Source organism: Rhodovulum adriaticum, from assembly GCF_004345735.1.
Taxonomy (GTDB): domain Bacteria; phylum Pseudomonadota; class Alphaproteobacteria; order Rhodobacterales; family Rhodobacteraceae; genus Rhodovulum; species Rhodovulum adriaticum.
Map to the genome: position 1 here is coordinate 578,425 of NZ_SLXL01000001.1, position 16,607 is coordinate 595,031.

17 protein-coding genes are annotated in these 16,607 nt (G+C 68.0%); 13 read left to right on the forward strand and 4 right to left on the reverse strand.

The window, feature by feature from the left end:
• Positions 1–3: 3 nt before the first annotated feature.
• From EV656_RS02685 to EV656_RS02720, 8 genes are all read left to right on the forward strand, one after another.
• Positions 4–228, forward strand: a complete 225-nt coding sequence (locus EV656_RS02685) for a DUF6471 domain-containing protein (protein WP_132599170.1) — start codon at positions 4–6, stop codon at positions 226–228.
• Positions 186–1,058: a hypothetical protein gene (locus tag EV656_RS02690; RefSeq protein ID WP_132599172.1), complete on the forward strand. Its 873-nt coding sequence runs from the start codon at positions 186–188 to the stop codon at positions 1,056–1,058. Before EV656_RS02685 ends, EV656_RS02690 begins: the two co-directional genes overlap by 43 nt.
• A 291-nt stretch (positions 1,059–1,349) precedes the next feature.
• Positions 1,350–2,201: a flagellar motor protein MotB gene (locus EV656_RS02695; protein WP_132599174.1), complete on the forward strand. Its 852-nt coding sequence runs from the start codon at positions 1,350–1,352 to the stop codon at positions 2,199–2,201.
• A gap of 85 nt (positions 2,202–2,286) precedes the next feature.
• Positions 2,287–3,582: a flagellar hook protein FlgE gene (locus tag EV656_RS02700; protein ID WP_132599176.1), complete on the forward strand. Its 1,296-nt coding sequence runs from the start codon at positions 2,287–2,289 to the stop codon at positions 3,580–3,582.
• Between the two features lie 20 nt (positions 3,583–3,602).
• Positions 3,603–5,060 (forward strand): flagellar hook-associated protein FlgK, encoded by a 1,458-nt coding sequence (gene flgK, locus EV656_RS02705; RefSeq protein ID WP_132599178.1) that lies wholly within the window; start codon positions 3,603–3,605, stop codon positions 5,058–5,060.
• 3 nt (positions 5,061–5,063) lie between these two features.
• A complete protein-coding gene (locus tag EV656_RS02710) occupies positions 5,064–6,062 on the forward strand; it encodes a flagellin (protein WP_132599180.1) in 999 nt (332 codons plus the stop codon).
• A complete protein-coding gene (locus EV656_RS02715) occupies positions 6,059–7,162 on the forward strand; it encodes a flagellar basal body P-ring protein FlgI (protein WP_132599182.1) in 1,104 nt (367 codons plus the stop codon). The genes EV656_RS02710 and EV656_RS02715 overlap by 4 nt, the downstream gene beginning before the upstream one ends.
• Before the next feature lie 52 nt (positions 7,163–7,214).
• Positions 7,215–8,729 (forward strand): malonate--CoA ligase, encoded by a 1,515-nt coding sequence (locus EV656_RS02720; protein ID WP_132599184.1) that lies wholly within the window; start codon positions 7,215–7,217, stop codon positions 8,727–8,729.
• Here EV656_RS02720 and fliP read toward each other — a convergent pair.
• Genes fliP through fliF form a run of 4 tightly spaced genes read right to left on the reverse strand, consistent with a single transcriptional unit; the run spans position 8,726 to position 11,910 of the window.
• A complete protein-coding gene (gene fliP / locus EV656_RS02725) occupies positions 8,726–9,460 on the reverse strand; it encodes a flagellar type III secretion system pore protein FliP (RefSeq protein ID WP_132599186.1) in 735 nt (244 codons plus the stop codon). The genes EV656_RS02720 and fliP overlap by 4 nt on opposite strands.
• A gap of 2 nt (positions 9,461–9,462) precedes the next feature.
• On the reverse strand, positions 9,463–9,753 hold the full coding sequence (locus tag EV656_RS02730) for a FliM/FliN family flagellar motor switch protein (protein WP_132599188.1): 291 nt from the start codon (positions 9,751–9,753) through the stop codon (positions 9,463–9,465).
• Positions 9,746–10,336: a FliH/SctL family protein gene (locus tag EV656_RS02735; protein WP_132599190.1), complete on the reverse strand. Its 591-nt coding sequence runs from the start codon at positions 10,334–10,336 to the stop codon at positions 9,746–9,748. The genes EV656_RS02730 and EV656_RS02735 overlap by 8 nt, the downstream gene beginning before the upstream one ends.
• A complete protein-coding gene (fliF, locus tag EV656_RS02740) occupies positions 10,336–11,910 on the reverse strand; it encodes a flagellar basal-body MS-ring/collar protein FliF (RefSeq protein ID WP_132599192.1) in 1,575 nt (524 codons plus the stop codon). The genes EV656_RS02735 and fliF overlap by 1 nt, the downstream gene beginning before the upstream one ends.
• A gap of 121 nt (positions 11,911–12,031) precedes the next feature.
• On the opposite strand from fliF, the gene EV656_RS02745 reads away from it, so the two are divergent.
• The 5 genes from EV656_RS02745 to EV656_RS02765 all read left to right on the forward strand — a co-directional run bounded on the left by EV656_RS02745 (position 12,032) and on the right by EV656_RS02765 (position 16,558).
• Positions 12,032–12,508: a flagellar basal body-associated FliL family protein gene (locus EV656_RS02745; protein WP_132599194.1), complete on the forward strand. Its 477-nt coding sequence runs from the start codon at positions 12,032–12,034 to the stop codon at positions 12,506–12,508.
• A gap of 10 nt (positions 12,509–12,518) precedes the next feature.
• A complete protein-coding gene (locus EV656_RS02750) occupies positions 12,519–12,878 on the forward strand; it encodes a hypothetical protein (RefSeq protein ID WP_132599196.1) in 360 nt (119 codons plus the stop codon).
• Entirely contained in the window at positions 12,875–13,444 is a 570-nt protein-coding gene (locus EV656_RS02755; protein ID WP_132599198.1) for a MotE family protein, read from the forward strand. The genes EV656_RS02750 and EV656_RS02755 overlap by 4 nt, the downstream gene beginning before the upstream one ends.
• 64 nt (positions 13,445–13,508) lie before the next feature.
• Entirely contained in the window at positions 13,509–14,378 is an 870-nt protein-coding gene (gene motA / locus EV656_RS02760) for a flagellar motor stator protein MotA (protein WP_132599200.1), read from the forward strand.
• Positions 14,378–16,558, forward strand: a complete 2,181-nt coding sequence (locus EV656_RS02765) for a hypothetical protein (protein ID WP_132599202.1) — start codon at positions 14,378–14,380, stop codon at positions 16,556–16,558. The genes motA and EV656_RS02765 overlap by 1 nt, the downstream gene beginning before the upstream one ends.
• Positions 16,559–16,607: the final 49 nt, after the last annotated feature.

Consider the following 16,607-nt stretch of genomic DNA (forward strand, 5'->3'; position numbering starts at 1 on the left):
TGCGTGGCTGAAAAAACGGATTGGGAGGCCAAGGCGGCGAACCTCCTAAAGTCTGAACTGAAGCGCCAGGGGGTGACATACGCCCAGCTCGTTGAGAAGCTGGCTGATATTGGAATCAGCGAGAAGGAGGCCAATGTCAGGAACAAGCTGTCACGCGGCAAGTTCTCGGCGGCCTATTTGCTTCAATGCCTTACCGCCATTGGCTCTCTTCAATTGCGATTGGATTAGGTCTCACGGCATCAGCCGCGACTGGCCAACATACCAGCAATGAGCATGGTGAAGCTCAAAGAGCTGAGGCTGGCACCGCCGAACAAAGTGATCAGGCCGAGCCGTTTTCTCTCCCCGTTCAAATCATCGAAAGCGAGGAAGCCGCCGAAACCCGCAAGCGCGGCGAAACCATAGACCGCAAGCTGCAGGAGCGCGACCTTGTAGCCCAAGAGGGCATGAACCGCGCCACCCAGTCTATAGAACAGGCTACGTGGTGGCTGCTTTGGGTCTCGGCGCTGAGCGTCGGTTTTGTTGGGGTTGGCACTGGCCTTTTGGTGTGGACGTTGCGCCTCACTCGACAAGCCAATGAGGCGGCTCAAGCGGCTGTTGCCGTCACACGTGAAATTGGGAAAAAACAAGTCCGCGCCTACGTTGGAACAACCAGCACAGGTTTTGAAAAACTCTCCGACGACTGCATCTTGCTCTCGGTTGGAATTCATAATAGCGGGCTTTCTCCCGCATTTGATCTCGGCGTGATTAGTGAGGCCTTCTTTGCCAGTTACCCATTGCCCGACGAACGCCCCATGCCCACAAGTCATCATGGATTTAGAACAACGCTTAGTCCTGGGGCGGAGGTAACCACCAGCCAGAGGCTTCGGGGCGATGTTGAAGGCGCATTGCTCGAAATCAGGCGCGGCGCCGCGTGTGCGGCATATATTCAAGGACGTGTGGTGTACCGAGATGTCTTCGATGAATGGCACGAAACCAGATTCAGATTTGCATACGGTGGCCGCCTTGCTGGTGTCGGGCCGCACTTCCACGCCTGTGAGAGCGGAAATTCCAGCGATTAGGAGCGCCTCAATCACCGCTCAGCCCTTCGAGCGGCTTGGTGCGCTTGCTACATAAGCCCGTAAATATCTAAGAAGGGCAGCCATTCCCCCTTCATCGAATGACATTCGCAGATGCGGCGAGGGTGAAGCCCTAGGGTGAATGCCCAGTCTGGCAGGGCGCACGAAGCTGACCGCGCGAACGTCCGTCTTCTAAACACATTGCCCCCGGAAATCGCGCGTATTCTAAACGTTAAGGCGCCGTTCAGCGGTCCCCCCTAACCTGTGTTGCGGGCGGGTGATCGAGGGGAAGACATGACACAGGGCCGCAATGCGCCGATCATCGTCAAGCGCAGGAAGGTGGTCGTCGCCAGCGGCCATCACGGCGGCGCCTGGAAGGTGGCCTATGCCGATTTCGTCACCGCGATGATGGCCTTTTTCCTGCTGATGTGGCTGTTGAACGCCACGACCGAGAAACAGCGCAAGGGGATCGCCGATTACTTCAGCCCCACCGTACCGGTGAACCGCGTGTCCGGTGGCGGCGATGGCAATTTCGGCGGCGACAGCGTTTTCACGACCGAAATGCTGGCCCGTGTCGGCAGTGGCGGCGCACAGGGCGACCAGGCGTTGCGGAATTCCGACCCGGGCACCGACCTGGCCGGGGCCGAACCTGAGGTGGTAGAGGGCAAAGAGGCCCGCGCCCTGCGCGACCTGGCCGACCGGCTGACCGCGCGCAGCGGCGAGGCGATGCTCAGCGAACAGATGCAGCGCCACATCGTCACCCGCCTGACCGACGAGGGCCTGATTGTCGAGGTGTTCGACCTGGACGACGCGCCCCTGTTCCAGCCGGGCAGTGCCGTGCCACGCCCCATCCTGCGCCAGATCGCCACCGCCATCGCCGATGTCTTTGCCGTGGTGCCGAACGCCGTTTCGGTTGCAGGCCACGTTCGCGCCCGGCCCGTGGTTCTGGTCGACAACCCCAACTGGACGCTGTCCACCCGCCGTGCCCATGCCATGCGCCACCTGATCGAAGAGGCCGGGCTGGCCCCCGCCCGCCTGGTCCGCGTCACCGGCCACGCCGACCGCAAACCTGCCGTGACCCCGCCCATTGCCACGCGCAACAACCGGCTGGAACTGGTCCTTTTGCGGTCCGACATCCCGGAATAGGGCGCATTTTATGCATTAGCGGCCCGTTAAGCCGGGGCCGCTATCGCTGAGGGGGACACAGGCCGATGCCCAGAAAGGTGACCCGATGACCATTTCTTCCTCGCTCAATGCCGGCGTGGCCGGTCTGAACGCCAATGCCTCTCGCCTCGCGACGATCTCGGACAATATCGCCAACGCGTCGACCTATGGCTATCGGCGGGTGACGACGGATTTCCATTCAATGGTGCTGGACGGATCGGGCAGCTATTCGGCCGGGGGTGTGCGCACCTCTACCATGCGGCTGGTGGATGCGCCGGGCACGCTGATCAGCACCGACAACGCGACCGACCTGGCCCTGGACGGGCGCGGCTTCTTTCCGGTGACGGATATCACGGCGGTCGAACAGGGCAGCGAATTGCCGTTGATGCTGACCTCTACCGGGTCGTTCCGGCCCGATGCCAACGGCATCCTGCGCGACGCGGCGGGGCTGGTGCTGATGGGTTGGCCCAGCCAGCCCGACGGCACGATCCCCGACAACCCGCGCGACACCGCCGGGGCGCTGGAACCGGTATCGGTCAACCTGAACCAGTTCGCCAGCAACCCCACGACCGAGATCGAGATGGGCATAAACCTGCCCGCCAGCGAAACCGCTGCCGGGGCCGAGGGAACCGCGCAGGTTCTGACGGTGGAATATTTCGACAATGTCGGCATGGCCCAGCAGCTGGACATCACCTTTACCCCGACGCCCGGCGGGGATGGGCCCAGCAACGAATGGACCATGCAAATCGCCGATTCCGCGCAGGATGGTGCTGTTGTCGGGGACTATACGCTGAGTTTCGATGCCAGCGCGACCGCAGGCGGCACGCTGGCGGCGGTGGCTACGACCCTGGGCGGGGCCTATGACCCCGAGATGGGGACCATGACCATCCAGGCAGAGGGCGGCCCGATTACCCTGGCGATCGGCCAACCCGGCGATCCCGCGGGAATGACCCAACTGTCCGACATGTTCGCGCCGACCGCGGTGCGCAAGAATGGCTCTCCGGTGGGGAACCTTGTCTCGGTCGAGGTCGATTCCAAGGGGATGGTGCAGGCGATCTACGACACCGGCTTTACCCGGACGATCTATCAGGTGCCGATCGCCGATGTGCCCAACCCGAACGGCCTGATCGCGCTGGACAACCAGGCCTATCGCCTGTCCCCCGACAGCGGCGCGATGTTCCTGTGGGATGCGGGCACCGGCCCGACCGGCAGCGTGCAAAGCTATGCGCGCGAGGAGTCGGCGACAGATGTGGCGGCGGAACTGACCCAGTTGATCGAAACCCAGCGGGCCTATTCGTCGAACGCCAAGGTCATCCAGACCGTCGATGCGATGCTGCAGGAAACCACGAACATCAAGCGCTGACCTGGCGCGGAGCCTGACCGATGAGTCTGACCGCCTCTTTGCACACGGCCCTGTCCGGCCTGCGCCTGGCCACACGGGGCGCCCAGGTAAGCGCCACCAATGTCGCCAATGCCGGGACAGAGGGCTATGGCCGCCGGGTTCTGAACCCCGCGGCAACCCTGCTGAACGGGTCCGGTGCAGGGGTGCGCGCGGCGACCGTGACCCGCGAAACCGACCCCTTGGCCATCGCGCAGCGGCGCCTGGCCCAGGCCGACAGCGGCCAGGCCGAAACGCGGTCCGCGGCGCTCGACGCGTTGCAGGGCGCGCTCGGCACCCCAGACGACGGCAATGGGCTGACCGCGCAGATCGCAACGCTGGAGGCAGCGTTGATCGCGGCTGCCAGCCGACCCGACTCCGACGCCCGGCTGACAACGGTGCTGGGCGCCGCGCAGGATCTTGTGGCCGGGTTCGCCGCAGCCTCTGACCGCATCCAGGCGCTGCGGCTGGAGGCTGACACCGCCATCGTAACCCGGATCGAGGGGATCAACACCGCGCTGACCGATATCGCGCAGGTGAACACCGACATTCTGGCCGCCCGCGCCCGGGGGCAGGATACCAACACGCTGACCGACCGCCGTCAGGCGCTGATCGACGGGTTGGCTGCCGCCGTTCCCTTGCAGGAATACCAGCGCCAGGACGGGACCGTGGCCCTTTATACCCAAAACGGCTTTGCCCTGCTGGACGGGCGACCCGCACAGTTGGATTTCTCTGCCGCGCGTGTGATCGATGCGGGCATGACCGCGGCGGCGGGTGCCTTGGCCTTGCCCATATGCGATGGCCGCACCCTGTCCGCGACCGGGGCCCATGCGCCATTGGCCGGCGGGCAGCTAGAGGCGCTGTTCGACCAACGCGACACGCTTGCGCCCCAGGTCCAGGCGGATCTGGATGCCCTGGCCCACAGCCTGGTGCAACGCTTCGCTGCGCCCGCCCTAGACCCCAGCCTTGCCGATGGCGCCCCGGGCCTGTTCACCGATGCGGGCGCCGGGGTGGGGGCCGACACCCCCGCCGGGCTGGCGGGCCGCCTGGCGATCAATGCTGCCGCGGACCCGGAATCCGACGGTGCGCTTTCGGCCCTGCGGGACGGGCTGGCCGCGGCCGATCCCGGGCCAGAGGGGGACGGAACGCTGCTTGCCGCGCTGGCCGAAACCCTGTCCACCGCGCAGCAGGTGACCACGGGGCCCCATGCGGGGCGCAGCCTGTCCATTGCAGCCCTTGCCGCCGAAACGGTCAGCACCCTGTCCGCCCAGGCCGCCCGCGCCGAACAGACCGCCGCAACCGCTGCCGCCCGAAGCGGGGCCTTGCGACTGGCAGAACTGCAAGGCGGCGTCGACACCGATACAGAGCTTCAGAACCTTCTGCAGTTCGAGAAACTTCATGCCGCCAATGCGCGGGTGATCCAGGTGGTTAACGCAATGTATGACACGCTGCTGGAGGTGTAGGGGATGGGCGTTTCATCTATCGGCGACCTGTCGCGCGGCCTGCTGCTGCGCCAGACCCAGACCAAACTGAAGGCGGACCTGTCCCGCCTGTCGGCGGAGCTGGCCACCGGCACGCGACAGGATCTGCGGGCCCATGTGCAGGGCGATTTCCGCCCCCTTGCCGCGATCGACCAGCGCGTCAGCCTGCTGCAGGCCCGTGCCCAGGCCGGACAGGAAACCGCACTTGTCGCCGAGGCGATGCAAACGGCGCTGGGTAGTCTGGGTACGGCGGTTCAGGACATCGCGCCGGACCTGCTGATGGCGGGGGATGCGACGCGTGCGGTCGGAACGGGCACGCTCGCGCAACAGGCGACTGGCTTGCTGGATCAGGCGGTTGCGGCGCTGAACGCCCAGGCGGCGGGCCGGGCGCTGTTCGCCGGGGCGCGCAGCGATGGCCCCGCCCTGACCGGTGCCGACACGATGCTGGCCGCCCTGCGGCAAGAAGTTGACGGCCTGACCGATGCCGCGTCGATCCGCGACCGGGTGTTCGCCTGGTTCGATGCGCCCGGCGGCGGTTTCGAAACGCAGGCCTATCGCGGCACGACCGACCCGCCCGGTCCGGTGACCGCGACCGGCCCCGAAACACCCGAGATTGCAATCAACGCCACCGATCCCGCCCTGCGGCAAATGCTGGGCGGGCTGGCGCTGGCGGCGCTGTGTGCGGATGCCGACCTGCCCGATCGTGACAGCGTGGCCGCGATGGCCGGGGTGCGGCTGATGGGCGCCACCACGGCGCTGTCGGATTTGCAGGCGGACCTGGGCCAGATCCAGACCCGGATGGAACAGGCGATGACTGCGAATGCCGCAGAACGCGGCACGCTGGACCTGGCCCGGTCCGATATCACCGGCGCCGACCCTTATGAAACCGCCACCGCGCTGCAGGACAGCCAGGCCCGGCTGGAAACCCTTTACACGATCACCGCACGGCTCTCGCGCCTCAGCCTGGCGGAGTATCTGTCATGATCGTGCGCCCGCTGGCCCTGTGCCTGACCCTGCTGCTGGCCGGCGCCGCCGCGGCGGGCGACATCCGGATCAAGGACCTGGTGGAGTTCGACGGGGTTCGCGGCAACGACCTGGTGGGTTATGGCCTGGTCGTCGGGCTGAATGGCACGGGCGACGGCCTGCGCAATTCCCCCTTTACCGAAGAGATCATGGCCAACATCCTGGAACGGCTGGGCGTCAATGTCAGCGGCGAACAGTTCCGCCCCCGCAATGTCGCGGCGGTGCTGGTGACCGCCAGCCTGCCGCCCTTTGCCCGCACCGGGTCGCGGATCGACGTGACGGTGTCGGCCATCGGGGACGCCAAGAGTTTGCTGGGCGGAACGCTGGTGATGACGCCGCTGAACGCCGCGGACGGGCAGATATACGCGGTGGCGCAGGGCGCTGTGATCGCAGGCGGCGCCTCGGCCGAAGGGGACGGGGCCCGTGTCGTCCAAGGCGTGCCGACCGCCGGGGCGATCCCTGCCGGGGCCTGGGTAGAACGCGAGATCGCGTTCGACTTCGCCGCGATGCAACAGCTGCGCCTGGCCCTGCGCAGCCCCGATTTCACCACGGCCGAGCGGATCGAGCGCGCGGTTAACCGTGCCTTCGGGAGATCCGTCGCCCGGATGGAGGATGCCGGCACCGTCGTTTTGGATATTGCGGCAACCGGCGCCCGCTCGCCCGCCCATGCGCTCAGCCGGGTGGAAAACATCACCGTGGAACCGCAGCGCAAGGCGCGGGTGGTGGTGGACCAGCGTGCCGGGACCATCGTGATGGGCGCGGATGTGCGGATCTCGCGGGTGGCGGTGTCACAGGGCAACCTGACCCTGCGGATCGACGAACGGCCCCTGGCGGTGCAGCCCAACCCGTTTTCGCCCGGTGAAACCGTTGTCGTCCCCCGCACCGATGCCCGCCTGGAAGAGGAGACCGGCACCGGCCTGGCGGAACTGGCCGGCGGCACCTCGCTGTCCGAGGTCGTGGCGGGCCTGAACGCGCTGGGTGTCTCGCCCCGGGACATGATCGACATCCTCAAGAGCATCAAGGCCGCTGGCGCGCTGCACGCGGAATTCATCGTGCGCTAGCCAGTTGTTCCCGGGCGCGCTACCGTCACTGAATCAACCTGCGGAGGATTCCATGCCGAACGCCCTGTTTGATGCGCTTTTCGCCCGCCACGCCGGATCGACGGCACCCTTTCTGCTGATGCCCGATGGCGGGCAGGTCGATCACGCCGCGTTTCAGGCCCAGGCGGCGGGCTATGGCGCGGCGCTGGCGGCGGCTGGGTTGCGGCCGGGGGACCGGCTGGCGGTGCAACTGCCCAAATCCGTCGCGATGCTGGGCGTCTATGCCGCCTGCCTGCGCGAGGGGATCGTGTTCCTGCCGCTCAATACCGCCTACACCCCGTCCGAACTGCGCTATTTTCTGGAAAATTCCGGCGCCGCGCTGCTGCTGTGCGATCCAGGGGCCGAGGCGGCGCTTGCCCCGGTGGCCGACGCTTGCGGGGCGCGGCTGATGACGCTGGATGCAGCCGGGCAGGGCAGTTTCGCCGCGACCGTTCCGGCGGATCCCGGCGACCGGCCGGTGGTGGATCGGGGCCCAGACGATCTGGCCGCGCTGCTCTATACCTCGGGGACGACGGGCAGGTCCAAGGGGGCGATGCTGACCCATGACAATCTGCTGTCCAATGCGCGGGTGCTGATGGATCTATGGGGCTTCACCGACGCGGACGTGCTGTTGCATGCCCTGCCGATCTACCACACCCATGGCCTGTTCGTAGCGACCCACATCGCGCTGCTGGCCGGGGCGCCGATGATCTTCTTGCCGAGTTTCGAGACTGGACAGGTCATCGACTGGCTGCCGCGGGCAACGGCGATGATGGGGGTGCCGACCTTTTACACCCGGCTGCTGGATGATCCGCGTTTCACGGCCGACTGCACATCCGGGATGCGGCTGTTCGTGTCCGGCAGCGCGCCGCTGCTGGCGGAAACCCACCGCGCGTTCGAGGCGCGCACCGGCCACCGTATACTGGAGCGGTACGGCATGACCGAAACCAACATGAGTACCTCCAACCCGCTGAAGGGCGACAGGCGGCCCGGCACGGTCGGCCTGCCCTTGCCGGGGGTAGAGGTGCGCATCACCGATCCCGAAACCGGCCGGGTGCTGCCCAAGGACGACATAGGCGTGATCGAGGTGCGCGGCACCAACGTGTTCCGTGGCTATTGGCAGATGCCCGACAAGACCGCGCAGGAGATGCGCGCCGATGGGTTCTTCATCACTGGCGATCTGGGGCGGCAGGGGGCGGATGGCTATGTTACCCTGATCGGGCGGGCCAAGGATTTGGTGATTACCGGCGGGCTGAACGTCTACCCGAAGGAGGTGGAACAGGCGCTGGATGCGCAGCCCGGTGTTCTGGAAAGCGCCGTGATCGGCGTGCCACATCCCGATTTCGGCGAGGCCGTGGTCGCCGTCTTGGTGCCGCAGCCGGGGGCCGCCCCCGATCCAAACGCGCTGTCGCAGGCCATCGCGCCAGGGCTGGCCGCGTTCAAGCGCCCCAAGCAGATCCTGCTGCGCGAGGCGCTGCCGCGCAACACGATGGGCAAGGTGCAAAAGGCCGAGTTGCGGCGCGAACTGGCAGACCTGTTCCAGGCCTAGCCGGTGGGAAAATAGCCGCGCACCAGCGCCTCTGACAGCAGGGTCCAGCCGTCGGCGACCACGAAAAAGGCCAGCTTGAACGGCAGCGCCACCATGACCGGGGGGACCATCATCATGCCCATGGACATCAGCACGGCGGCGGTGACCAGGTCGATAATCAGGAAAGGCAGGTAGATCAGGAAGCCGATCTGGAAGGCGCGCGCGATTTCCGTCAGCAAAAAGGCGGGTGTCAGGATCGACAGCGGCGCCGTCGTGCCCGGCGCGGGCGCGGCGCCGGGGCGCAGCGCGGCCAGCGCGGCGTAGGTGTCACCATCGACGCGGGCGGTCATAAAGCCGCGAAACGGCTCCACGACCCGGGGGATGGCCTGATCCACGGGCAGGCTTTCCTCCACCATTGGCTGGATGCCCTGCTGCCATGCGGTGGTAAAGGTCGGCTCCATCACGAAATAGGTCAGGAACAGCGCCAGGCTGACCAGCAGCATGTTGGGCGGCGATTGCTGCAGTCCGATGGCCTGGCGCAGGATGGCCAGCACGGTGACGATGAAGGGAAAACAGGTCACCATTATCGCCAGCCCCGGTGCCAGGCTCAGCACTGTGACCAACAGGATCAGCAGCACACCCCGGCCCGCCAGCGACCCGTCCTCGCCCAGCGAGATCGACAGTTCTTGCGCCCCGGCGGGCAGGGCCAGAACGCTCAGCATCAGCAGGGCCGTCAGGATCCGCGCGCGCATGTCTAGGCCCCCTTGGGGGTGTCGACAATCTGGGTCAGGCGCACGGCGATCTGACCGGGGGCGTCAGGCGGCTCTTGCAGGGTGCCCCGGGCAATCAGCCGCTCGCCGATGAACAGCTCTACCGGGTCGTCCACCTTGCGATCCAACGGCAGGACGGCGCCGTGTTCCATGGCCAGCAGGTCGCGCAGCAGCGGCCGCGCCCGGCCCACCGACACGGTGATTTCCACCGGCACCTGGTCGAGGAAGGACAGGCCAAGCCCGCCGGCAGAGGAGGGGGAAAGCGGATCAGCCATGGTGCCGTGCCTCTTGTGTTTCGGGTGCAGTTTCAGCCGTCAGGAAATCGTCCAGTGCGCAGCGCAGCCCCTCGGTCATCGCGTCGATGTCGATCTCGCGGGCCTGGCTGGGCGCGGACAGCAACGCCTGCCCCGGCCCCAGCGTCGGGTCCGTTGCCACGCGCAGCGGCAGGGGCGGTGGGTCGCCCAGCAGCCGGCCGAGGGCATCTGCGGTTTCGGGGCCGACGTGCAGCTCCAGCGGCTGGTCGACCAGGTCATCGGCCAGTTTCAGCGCGGTGTCGGCGACCGTTCGGGCAAACCCCCGATCGGCCAGGGTGGGCAACACCCGGTCCACCATCGCGCGCAGCAGGGGCGCAAGCCCGGCCATGAGATGGGCGCGCGCCTCGTGATAACCAAATGCCATCTCTTCGAGCGTGGCGATGAACTGTGCGTCCAGGCGATCCTGTGCCTGGGATGCGGCCCCGGCGGCGTCGTCCCAGCCCGCCCGGTACCCCTGTTCATAGGCCTGTAGCCGCGCCTCTTCGGTGGCGGTGTCTGCGGCGCTTTGGGGGGCGGCGAAATCTTCGAGGGGCAGCGCGCGCATCAGGTCTGTTCCGCCGTGTCTTCGATCCAGGCGCGCAGGATCGCCACGCTGTCCTCTCGCCGCCGGTCAATGGTGCTGCGCAGCCGGTCGAGTGGATCCGCGGACGGGCGGGGCAGGGCGGCGGGCGCATCCGGCGGCGCGGTAAGCTGAATCTCGGTGTCCGGGCTCTCGGCGTCGGGGATCGTCGCCAGCGTTCTTGGGGCGCGGTCTGGGGCGGGCAGGCCGGGGGGCGCACCGCCGGGGCTGCGCAGGACCGGCCGAACCACGAACAGGCCCAACACCAGCGCAACCAGCGCCAGTACGGCCAGTTGGATCAGGCGCATCGGGTCCAGTTGCAGGCCGTCGAACCAGCCCGATCGCGGGCCGGTGCCCGCCGGGACAAGGGGTTCCAGCGGCATGGATTTCAGGGTGATGACATCGCCCCGCGCCTGGTCATACCCGGCGGCAGAGGCGATCAGCTCTCGCAGGTCGATCAGGTCGGCCTCGGGCAGGGGGGACCATGTCGGCTTGCCGTCCGGGCCGGTGGCGGTGACGCCGCCGACCAGCACCGCCACGCTCAACCGGCGGATGGCGCCGGGCGCGCGCAGGATCTCGCGCTCTGTCTCGGAAACCTCGTAATTGATGCGCTCCTGCGTTTCGGTTTCGCGCTGTTGGCTGTTGCGCCCGGCCTCTGCCGCGCCATCCGGCAGGTTGCTGGCCACCGTCACCGCGCCGCCCCCCGCATCGCTGGCTGACCGGGTATGTTCCCGTGTTTCGGCACTGATGGCGACGCGGCCCTGGGGGTCGATCCGGCGTTCGCGGATCGATTGTGTTTCGATTTCTGTTTCCAGGCTGACCTCGACCACCGCGCGGCCGGGGCCTAGCCGGGCGGTCAGCAGCCGTTCCAACCGGGCCTTCAGCGCTGCGGCACGGGCGTCGCTGGCGGTGTTCGGCGCGGTATCGTCGCCGATGACGGTGCCCTTGTCGCCATCGATGACCGACACCTTGTCCGGGGTCAGCCCTGCAACGCTGGAGGCCACCAGATAGCGCAGCGCGCGCGCCTGTTGCGGGGCGATCCCCCCGCCAGCCGCCCGCACCGTCACCGCAGCCGAGGCGGTCACGTCCCGCGCAAAGGGCCGTGCCGAGGGCGTGGCGATATGCACACGCGCCGTGCGAAAGGCGGGATTGGCCAGAATCGTGCGCGCCAGTTCGCCCTCTTTCGCGCGCCAATAGGCGGCGTCGAACATCTGCGCGGTGGTGCTGAACCCCGACAGCCCGTCCAGCAGTTCATAGCCCGCCGCGCCGTTGGCCGGCAGCCCCTCTGCGGCCAGGGTCATGCGCAGGGCATCGCGCTGGGCGGCGTCCGCATAGATCGCGCTGCCGCGCACCTCATGGGCGACGCCGGCCTGATCCAGGGCGCGCACCACCTCGCCCGCGGCGGCAGGGTCCAGCCCGGAATAAAGCAGCGACAGCCGCGGTGCGCCCGCCATCCGCGACAGGCCCAGAACGGCCAGGAAAACCGCAAGGGTCGCGACGCCCGCCAGTATCCGCTGCCGATTGGTCAAGTTGGCCCAGACTGCCACGATCTGCTGCACGTCGCGTTCTCCCGTCCTGGGGGCTTCTGCCCCGATGCTGGGTCAAACTGCACGGCGCGGGCTTAAGATTCGGTTAGTCGCTGCACGGCTATGCAAGGGCTTGATCCGAAAGGAGCCGGGCATGGCCGAAACCGAGACAGAGAACGCGGATAACCCGCCGCAGAAATCACGCAAGCCTCTGATTCTGGGCGCTGTTCTGGCGGTCCTCCTTGGGGTGGCTGGGTTCTTTGCCGCCTATTCCGGGCTGATTCCCGGCGGTCGCGGGGGCAATGCGGGCGATCCGGCGGCGGATTTTCAGAACACCGCCTTTCTGCCGCTGGACCCCTTGGTCGTGTCCCTGGGCGCCGGGGCGGACAGTCGGCATCTGCGCTTTTCCGCGCAGTTGGAACTGGATGCCGCGCATGCGGCAGAGGTCGCCCATATCAAGCCGCGGGTGCTGGATGTGCTGAACAGTTACCTGCGGGCGATCGATCTGGCGGAACTGGATGACCCGGGCAGCCTGGTCAAGCTGCGCGCCCAAATGCTGCGGCGCGTCCAGATGGTCAGCGGACCGGGGCGGGTGCACGACCTGCTGGTCACGGAATTCGTATTCAACTGAGGAGGCGGGGATGGGTCTGATCGCGGATATCCTGCTGGTGGCGGGCGCCCTGGGCGCGGCATTCTACTGTTTCGTGCTGGCCGGGCGCCTGCGCCGGTTCAACGACCTAGAGGATGGGATGGGCGGGGCCGTTGCGGCGCTGTCGGTTCAGGTTGACGAGATGACGCAAGCGCTGGCCGGTGCACAGAACTCGGCCGAAGGGTCGACCGACAGCCTGGCGCGCCTGACCGCGCGGGCCGAGGAGGCGGCGCAGCGGCTGGAATTGCTGGTCGCAGCCCTGCACGAGCGGCCCGCAGCGGGCGGCGATACGCCGGAATCCGCCGATGCGACGGTGCAGTTCCAACGCCATGGCGGGGACCGGGTGGCATGACGGGGCGCGTCCTGCCGGTCATCGCGGCGCTGTTCCTGCTGTCGGGCCTGCTGCGCCTGGGGGATGGCCCCGCGCAGGCCCTGGCAGAGGGGTTGCGCGGCCTAGGCGATGATGCGCCCGTTTCCGCGACCCCTGCCGCCCTGACCTGTTCCGCCCCGCCCGATATCGCGCCGGTTCTGGCGGCCTTGCAGGACCGGACGGCAAAACTGGATGCGCGCGAGGCTGCGCTGGACCACCGCGCCGCCACGCTGGCCATCGCAGGCGAGGAGATCGACCGCCAGATGGCAGCCCTCGCCGAGGCAGAGGAGTCCCTGCGCGCGACCCTGGCCCTGGCCGAGGAATCGGCTGAATCCGACCTGGCCCGCCTGACCGCCGTCTACGAAAGCATGAAACCGGAACAGGCCGCGGCGCTGTTCGCGCAGATGGCACCGGATTTCGCGGCCGGGTTCCTGGGCCGCATGCGGCCAGAGGCGGCGGCGGCGATCATGGCCGGTCTGGACCCGCCCGTGGCCTATTCCATCAGCGCGGTCCTGGCCGGGCGCAATGCCCGCGCGCCCCGGGATTGATCAGCCATTCTTAACGCCCTTGGCCACAGAATCCGGGCAAGCGCAGACACGGAGAGCAACAGCCATGATCGGATTGGTCGGGATCGTCCTGATTTTCGTGATGGTCTTCGGCGGCTACATCGCTGCGGGGGGCAAGCTGGGCATCATCCTGCATTCGCTGCCCTATGAGATGGCCATCATCGGCGGTGCGGCGTTGGGGGCCTTTGCGATCGGCAACGACCTGCCCGCGATCAAGCAGACCGCGGCTAGCCTGCCACGTGTCTTCAAGGGGGCGAAATGGCGATCGCAGGACTATAGCGACCTGCTGTGCCTGCTGTTCGAACTGATCCGCATCGCCCGGCGCAACCCGGTTGAGCTGGAACCGCATATCGAATCCCCGGCCGAGTCGCCCATCCTGGGCCGCTATCCCCGGATCGCCGCCGACGCAGAGGCCGTGGCCCTGATCTGCGACACGCTGCGGGCGGCGGGCATGAATTACGACGATCCCATGCAGGTGGAGGAGGTTCTGGAAAAACGGCTGGATGCCCATTTGCACCATGCCATGCATCCCAGCCACGCCCTGCAAAGCCTGGCCGACGGCCTGCCCGCGCTGGGGATCGTGGCCGCCGTGCTGGGGGTGATCAAGACCATGGGCTCGATCGATCAGCCGCCGGAAATTCTGGGCAAGCTGATCGGCGGCGCCCTGGTCGGCACCTTTCTGGGCGTGTTCCTGGCCTATGGGCTGGTGGGGCCGTTTTCCGCGCGCCTGCGCGCCGTGGCCGAGGAGGACGCGCATTTCTATCACCTGATCCGCGAGGTGTTGGTCGCCAACCTTTACAACCACAGCCCCGCCATCTGTATTGAGGTGGGCCGCCAGAACGCCCCGGGTCACCACCGCCCCAGCTTCAACGACCTGGATTCCGCGTTGAAGGCCACCCGCAAGGACGCGGCCTGATGCGGCAGGCGGTGGTCATCCTCTTCTTGCTGGCCCTTCCGGCGATTGGCTGGGGGCAGACGGTGACCGTGCGCTCGGGGGAACATGCCGATTTCTCGCGCCTGGTCTTTCGCCCGGTGGCGGCGGGCGATTGGCGGCTGGGTCGGGTGGCGGGGGGCTACCGGCTGGAACTGCCCGGCGCCCGGCGCGGCATCGATCTGTCCGGCACGTTCACGCGCATCCCCCGTGACCGGCTGTTGTCGCTGGAACGCGACGGGCCACGCCGAGTGGACCTGGCGGTGCGGGCGGGCGCCCATGCCCGGGCCTTTTCCATGCCGCCCGATATGCTGATCGTGGATATCCGCGACGGACCGCCCGCGGCGAACTCGCCGTTCGAAACCGTGCTGGATCGTGTCCCCCCGCCGCCCGTGCCGCGTCTGCCGATCACGCTGGGTGGGGTCGCGCCGGACCCGCGTGCCGCCCCGCTTCTTGTTCCGCGTCCGCCCCACCCCGGCGGCGGCGACCCGCGGCCCGATCTGTTTCGCCAGCTTGGCCGCGCGATGTCGCAGGGGTTGCTGGCCCCCGCGCCGGCCGGGGGGGACGCGCCGGACAGGACCGGACCCCCGCCATCGGAGCGCGCCGTGGCGTCCGGCGCAGGCACCGCCGCGCGGCATCTGCGCACCGATACCAGTATCGACCGTGCTTTGCCCGTCGGGCAGACCTCTGGCCAGCACGGGCCGCAGGACCCGCCGTGCTGGCCCGATGCCGTTCTGGACCTTGCCGGGTGGTATGAGGATACACCGCTCGCCGTCCAGATCGGGCGGCGGCGATCCGCGCTTTACGATAGCCGTGACCGGGCACAACCCGACGCGGTCGCCGCCCTGGCCCGGACCTACCTTGCCCTCGGTTTTGGGGCAGAGGCGGCACATCTGGTCAGGTTCTTCGGTCTGCAGGGGCCCGAGGCGACGATTTGGCCGCAGATCGCTGCCATCCTGGACCGCGGTCAGGCGTTGGATCCCGCGCCCTTTGCGGGGCAACTGGCCTGCCCGGGGGCAAGCGCGATGTGGGCTGTCCTGGCGCGCCCTGCGCTGCCGGATGAACCGGTCGACACCGCAGCGGTGCGGCGCACGTTTTCGGCTCTGCCGGCGCATTTGCGCCGACACCTCGGGCCGGGCCTGGCCGACCGTTTCATCGGCGCGGGCGATACGGCAACGGCGCTTGCGATCCGCGATGCCGCGTTGCGTCCAGGCCCGGGCGGCGCAGATCCCGGATTGGAGATGATGGAGGCGAAGCTGGCGCTGGTGCGGGGCGATCACGCATCGGCGGCGCGACGCCTGTCGGACCTGGCCGAAAGCGGCGCGCCGGTCGCGGCAGAATCGCTGGCGTTGCGACTGGACCAGATGCGCGCCGCCGGTCACGCCCCACGCCCCGAGGATGTGCTGGCCGCCGAATCGCTGGCCTTCGAATTGCGCGGGACGCCGATGGGCGGCCGTCTGCAGGCCGCGGCGATCGCGGCTCACGGTGCGCGGGGGGATTTCGCGCGTGCCTTCGCGCTTTGGTCCGAGGGGCCGCCAGAGAATGCAGTCGGCCTGGCGGATGTTCTGATTGCCGATCTGGCCGGTAAGGGCAGCGATGCCGAGGTTCTGCACGCGGTACTGGGGCAGGCTGCCGGGCCGGTTCTGGCCCGAGCTGGGGTCGCGGCCCGCGTCGCGCTGGGCCGCCGCTTGGTCGCCCTGGAGCTACCCGACGCTGCCGAAAGGCTGGTCCGCGACCTGCCGCCGACAGACAGCCCGACCATGCGCATGCTGCTGGCCGAACTGGCGCTGACCCGGGCCGCACCCGGCCAGGCCTTGCAATACCTTGCTGGCCTCACGGATCCTGAGGCGGCAACGCTGCGCGCCCGGTCCCGCGCGCTGCGGGGCGACCTTGTCGGGGCGGCCCGGGCCGCCTTGCAGGGCGACCGGCCGGCGGCGGCGGCCGATTTCGCCTGGCGCGCGCGCGATTGGGACACGATCCGCGCCCATGGCACACCGGTACAACGCCGCCTGGCCGAAACCCGTGCCGATGCGCCGGTCTCCATGCCCAGCCTGGCGGGAACCCGGGCCCTGTTGGCGCAAAGCGCGCAGATCCGCGCGCTGCTGCGCGAGATTGGGCACGCCCAGCCGGATGCCGTTCAGATTTCGGAAACCGACTCGCCCTAGCCTGACGCGACGCCACCGAAGGAGCCATGTATGAGCCCTGATCGACATC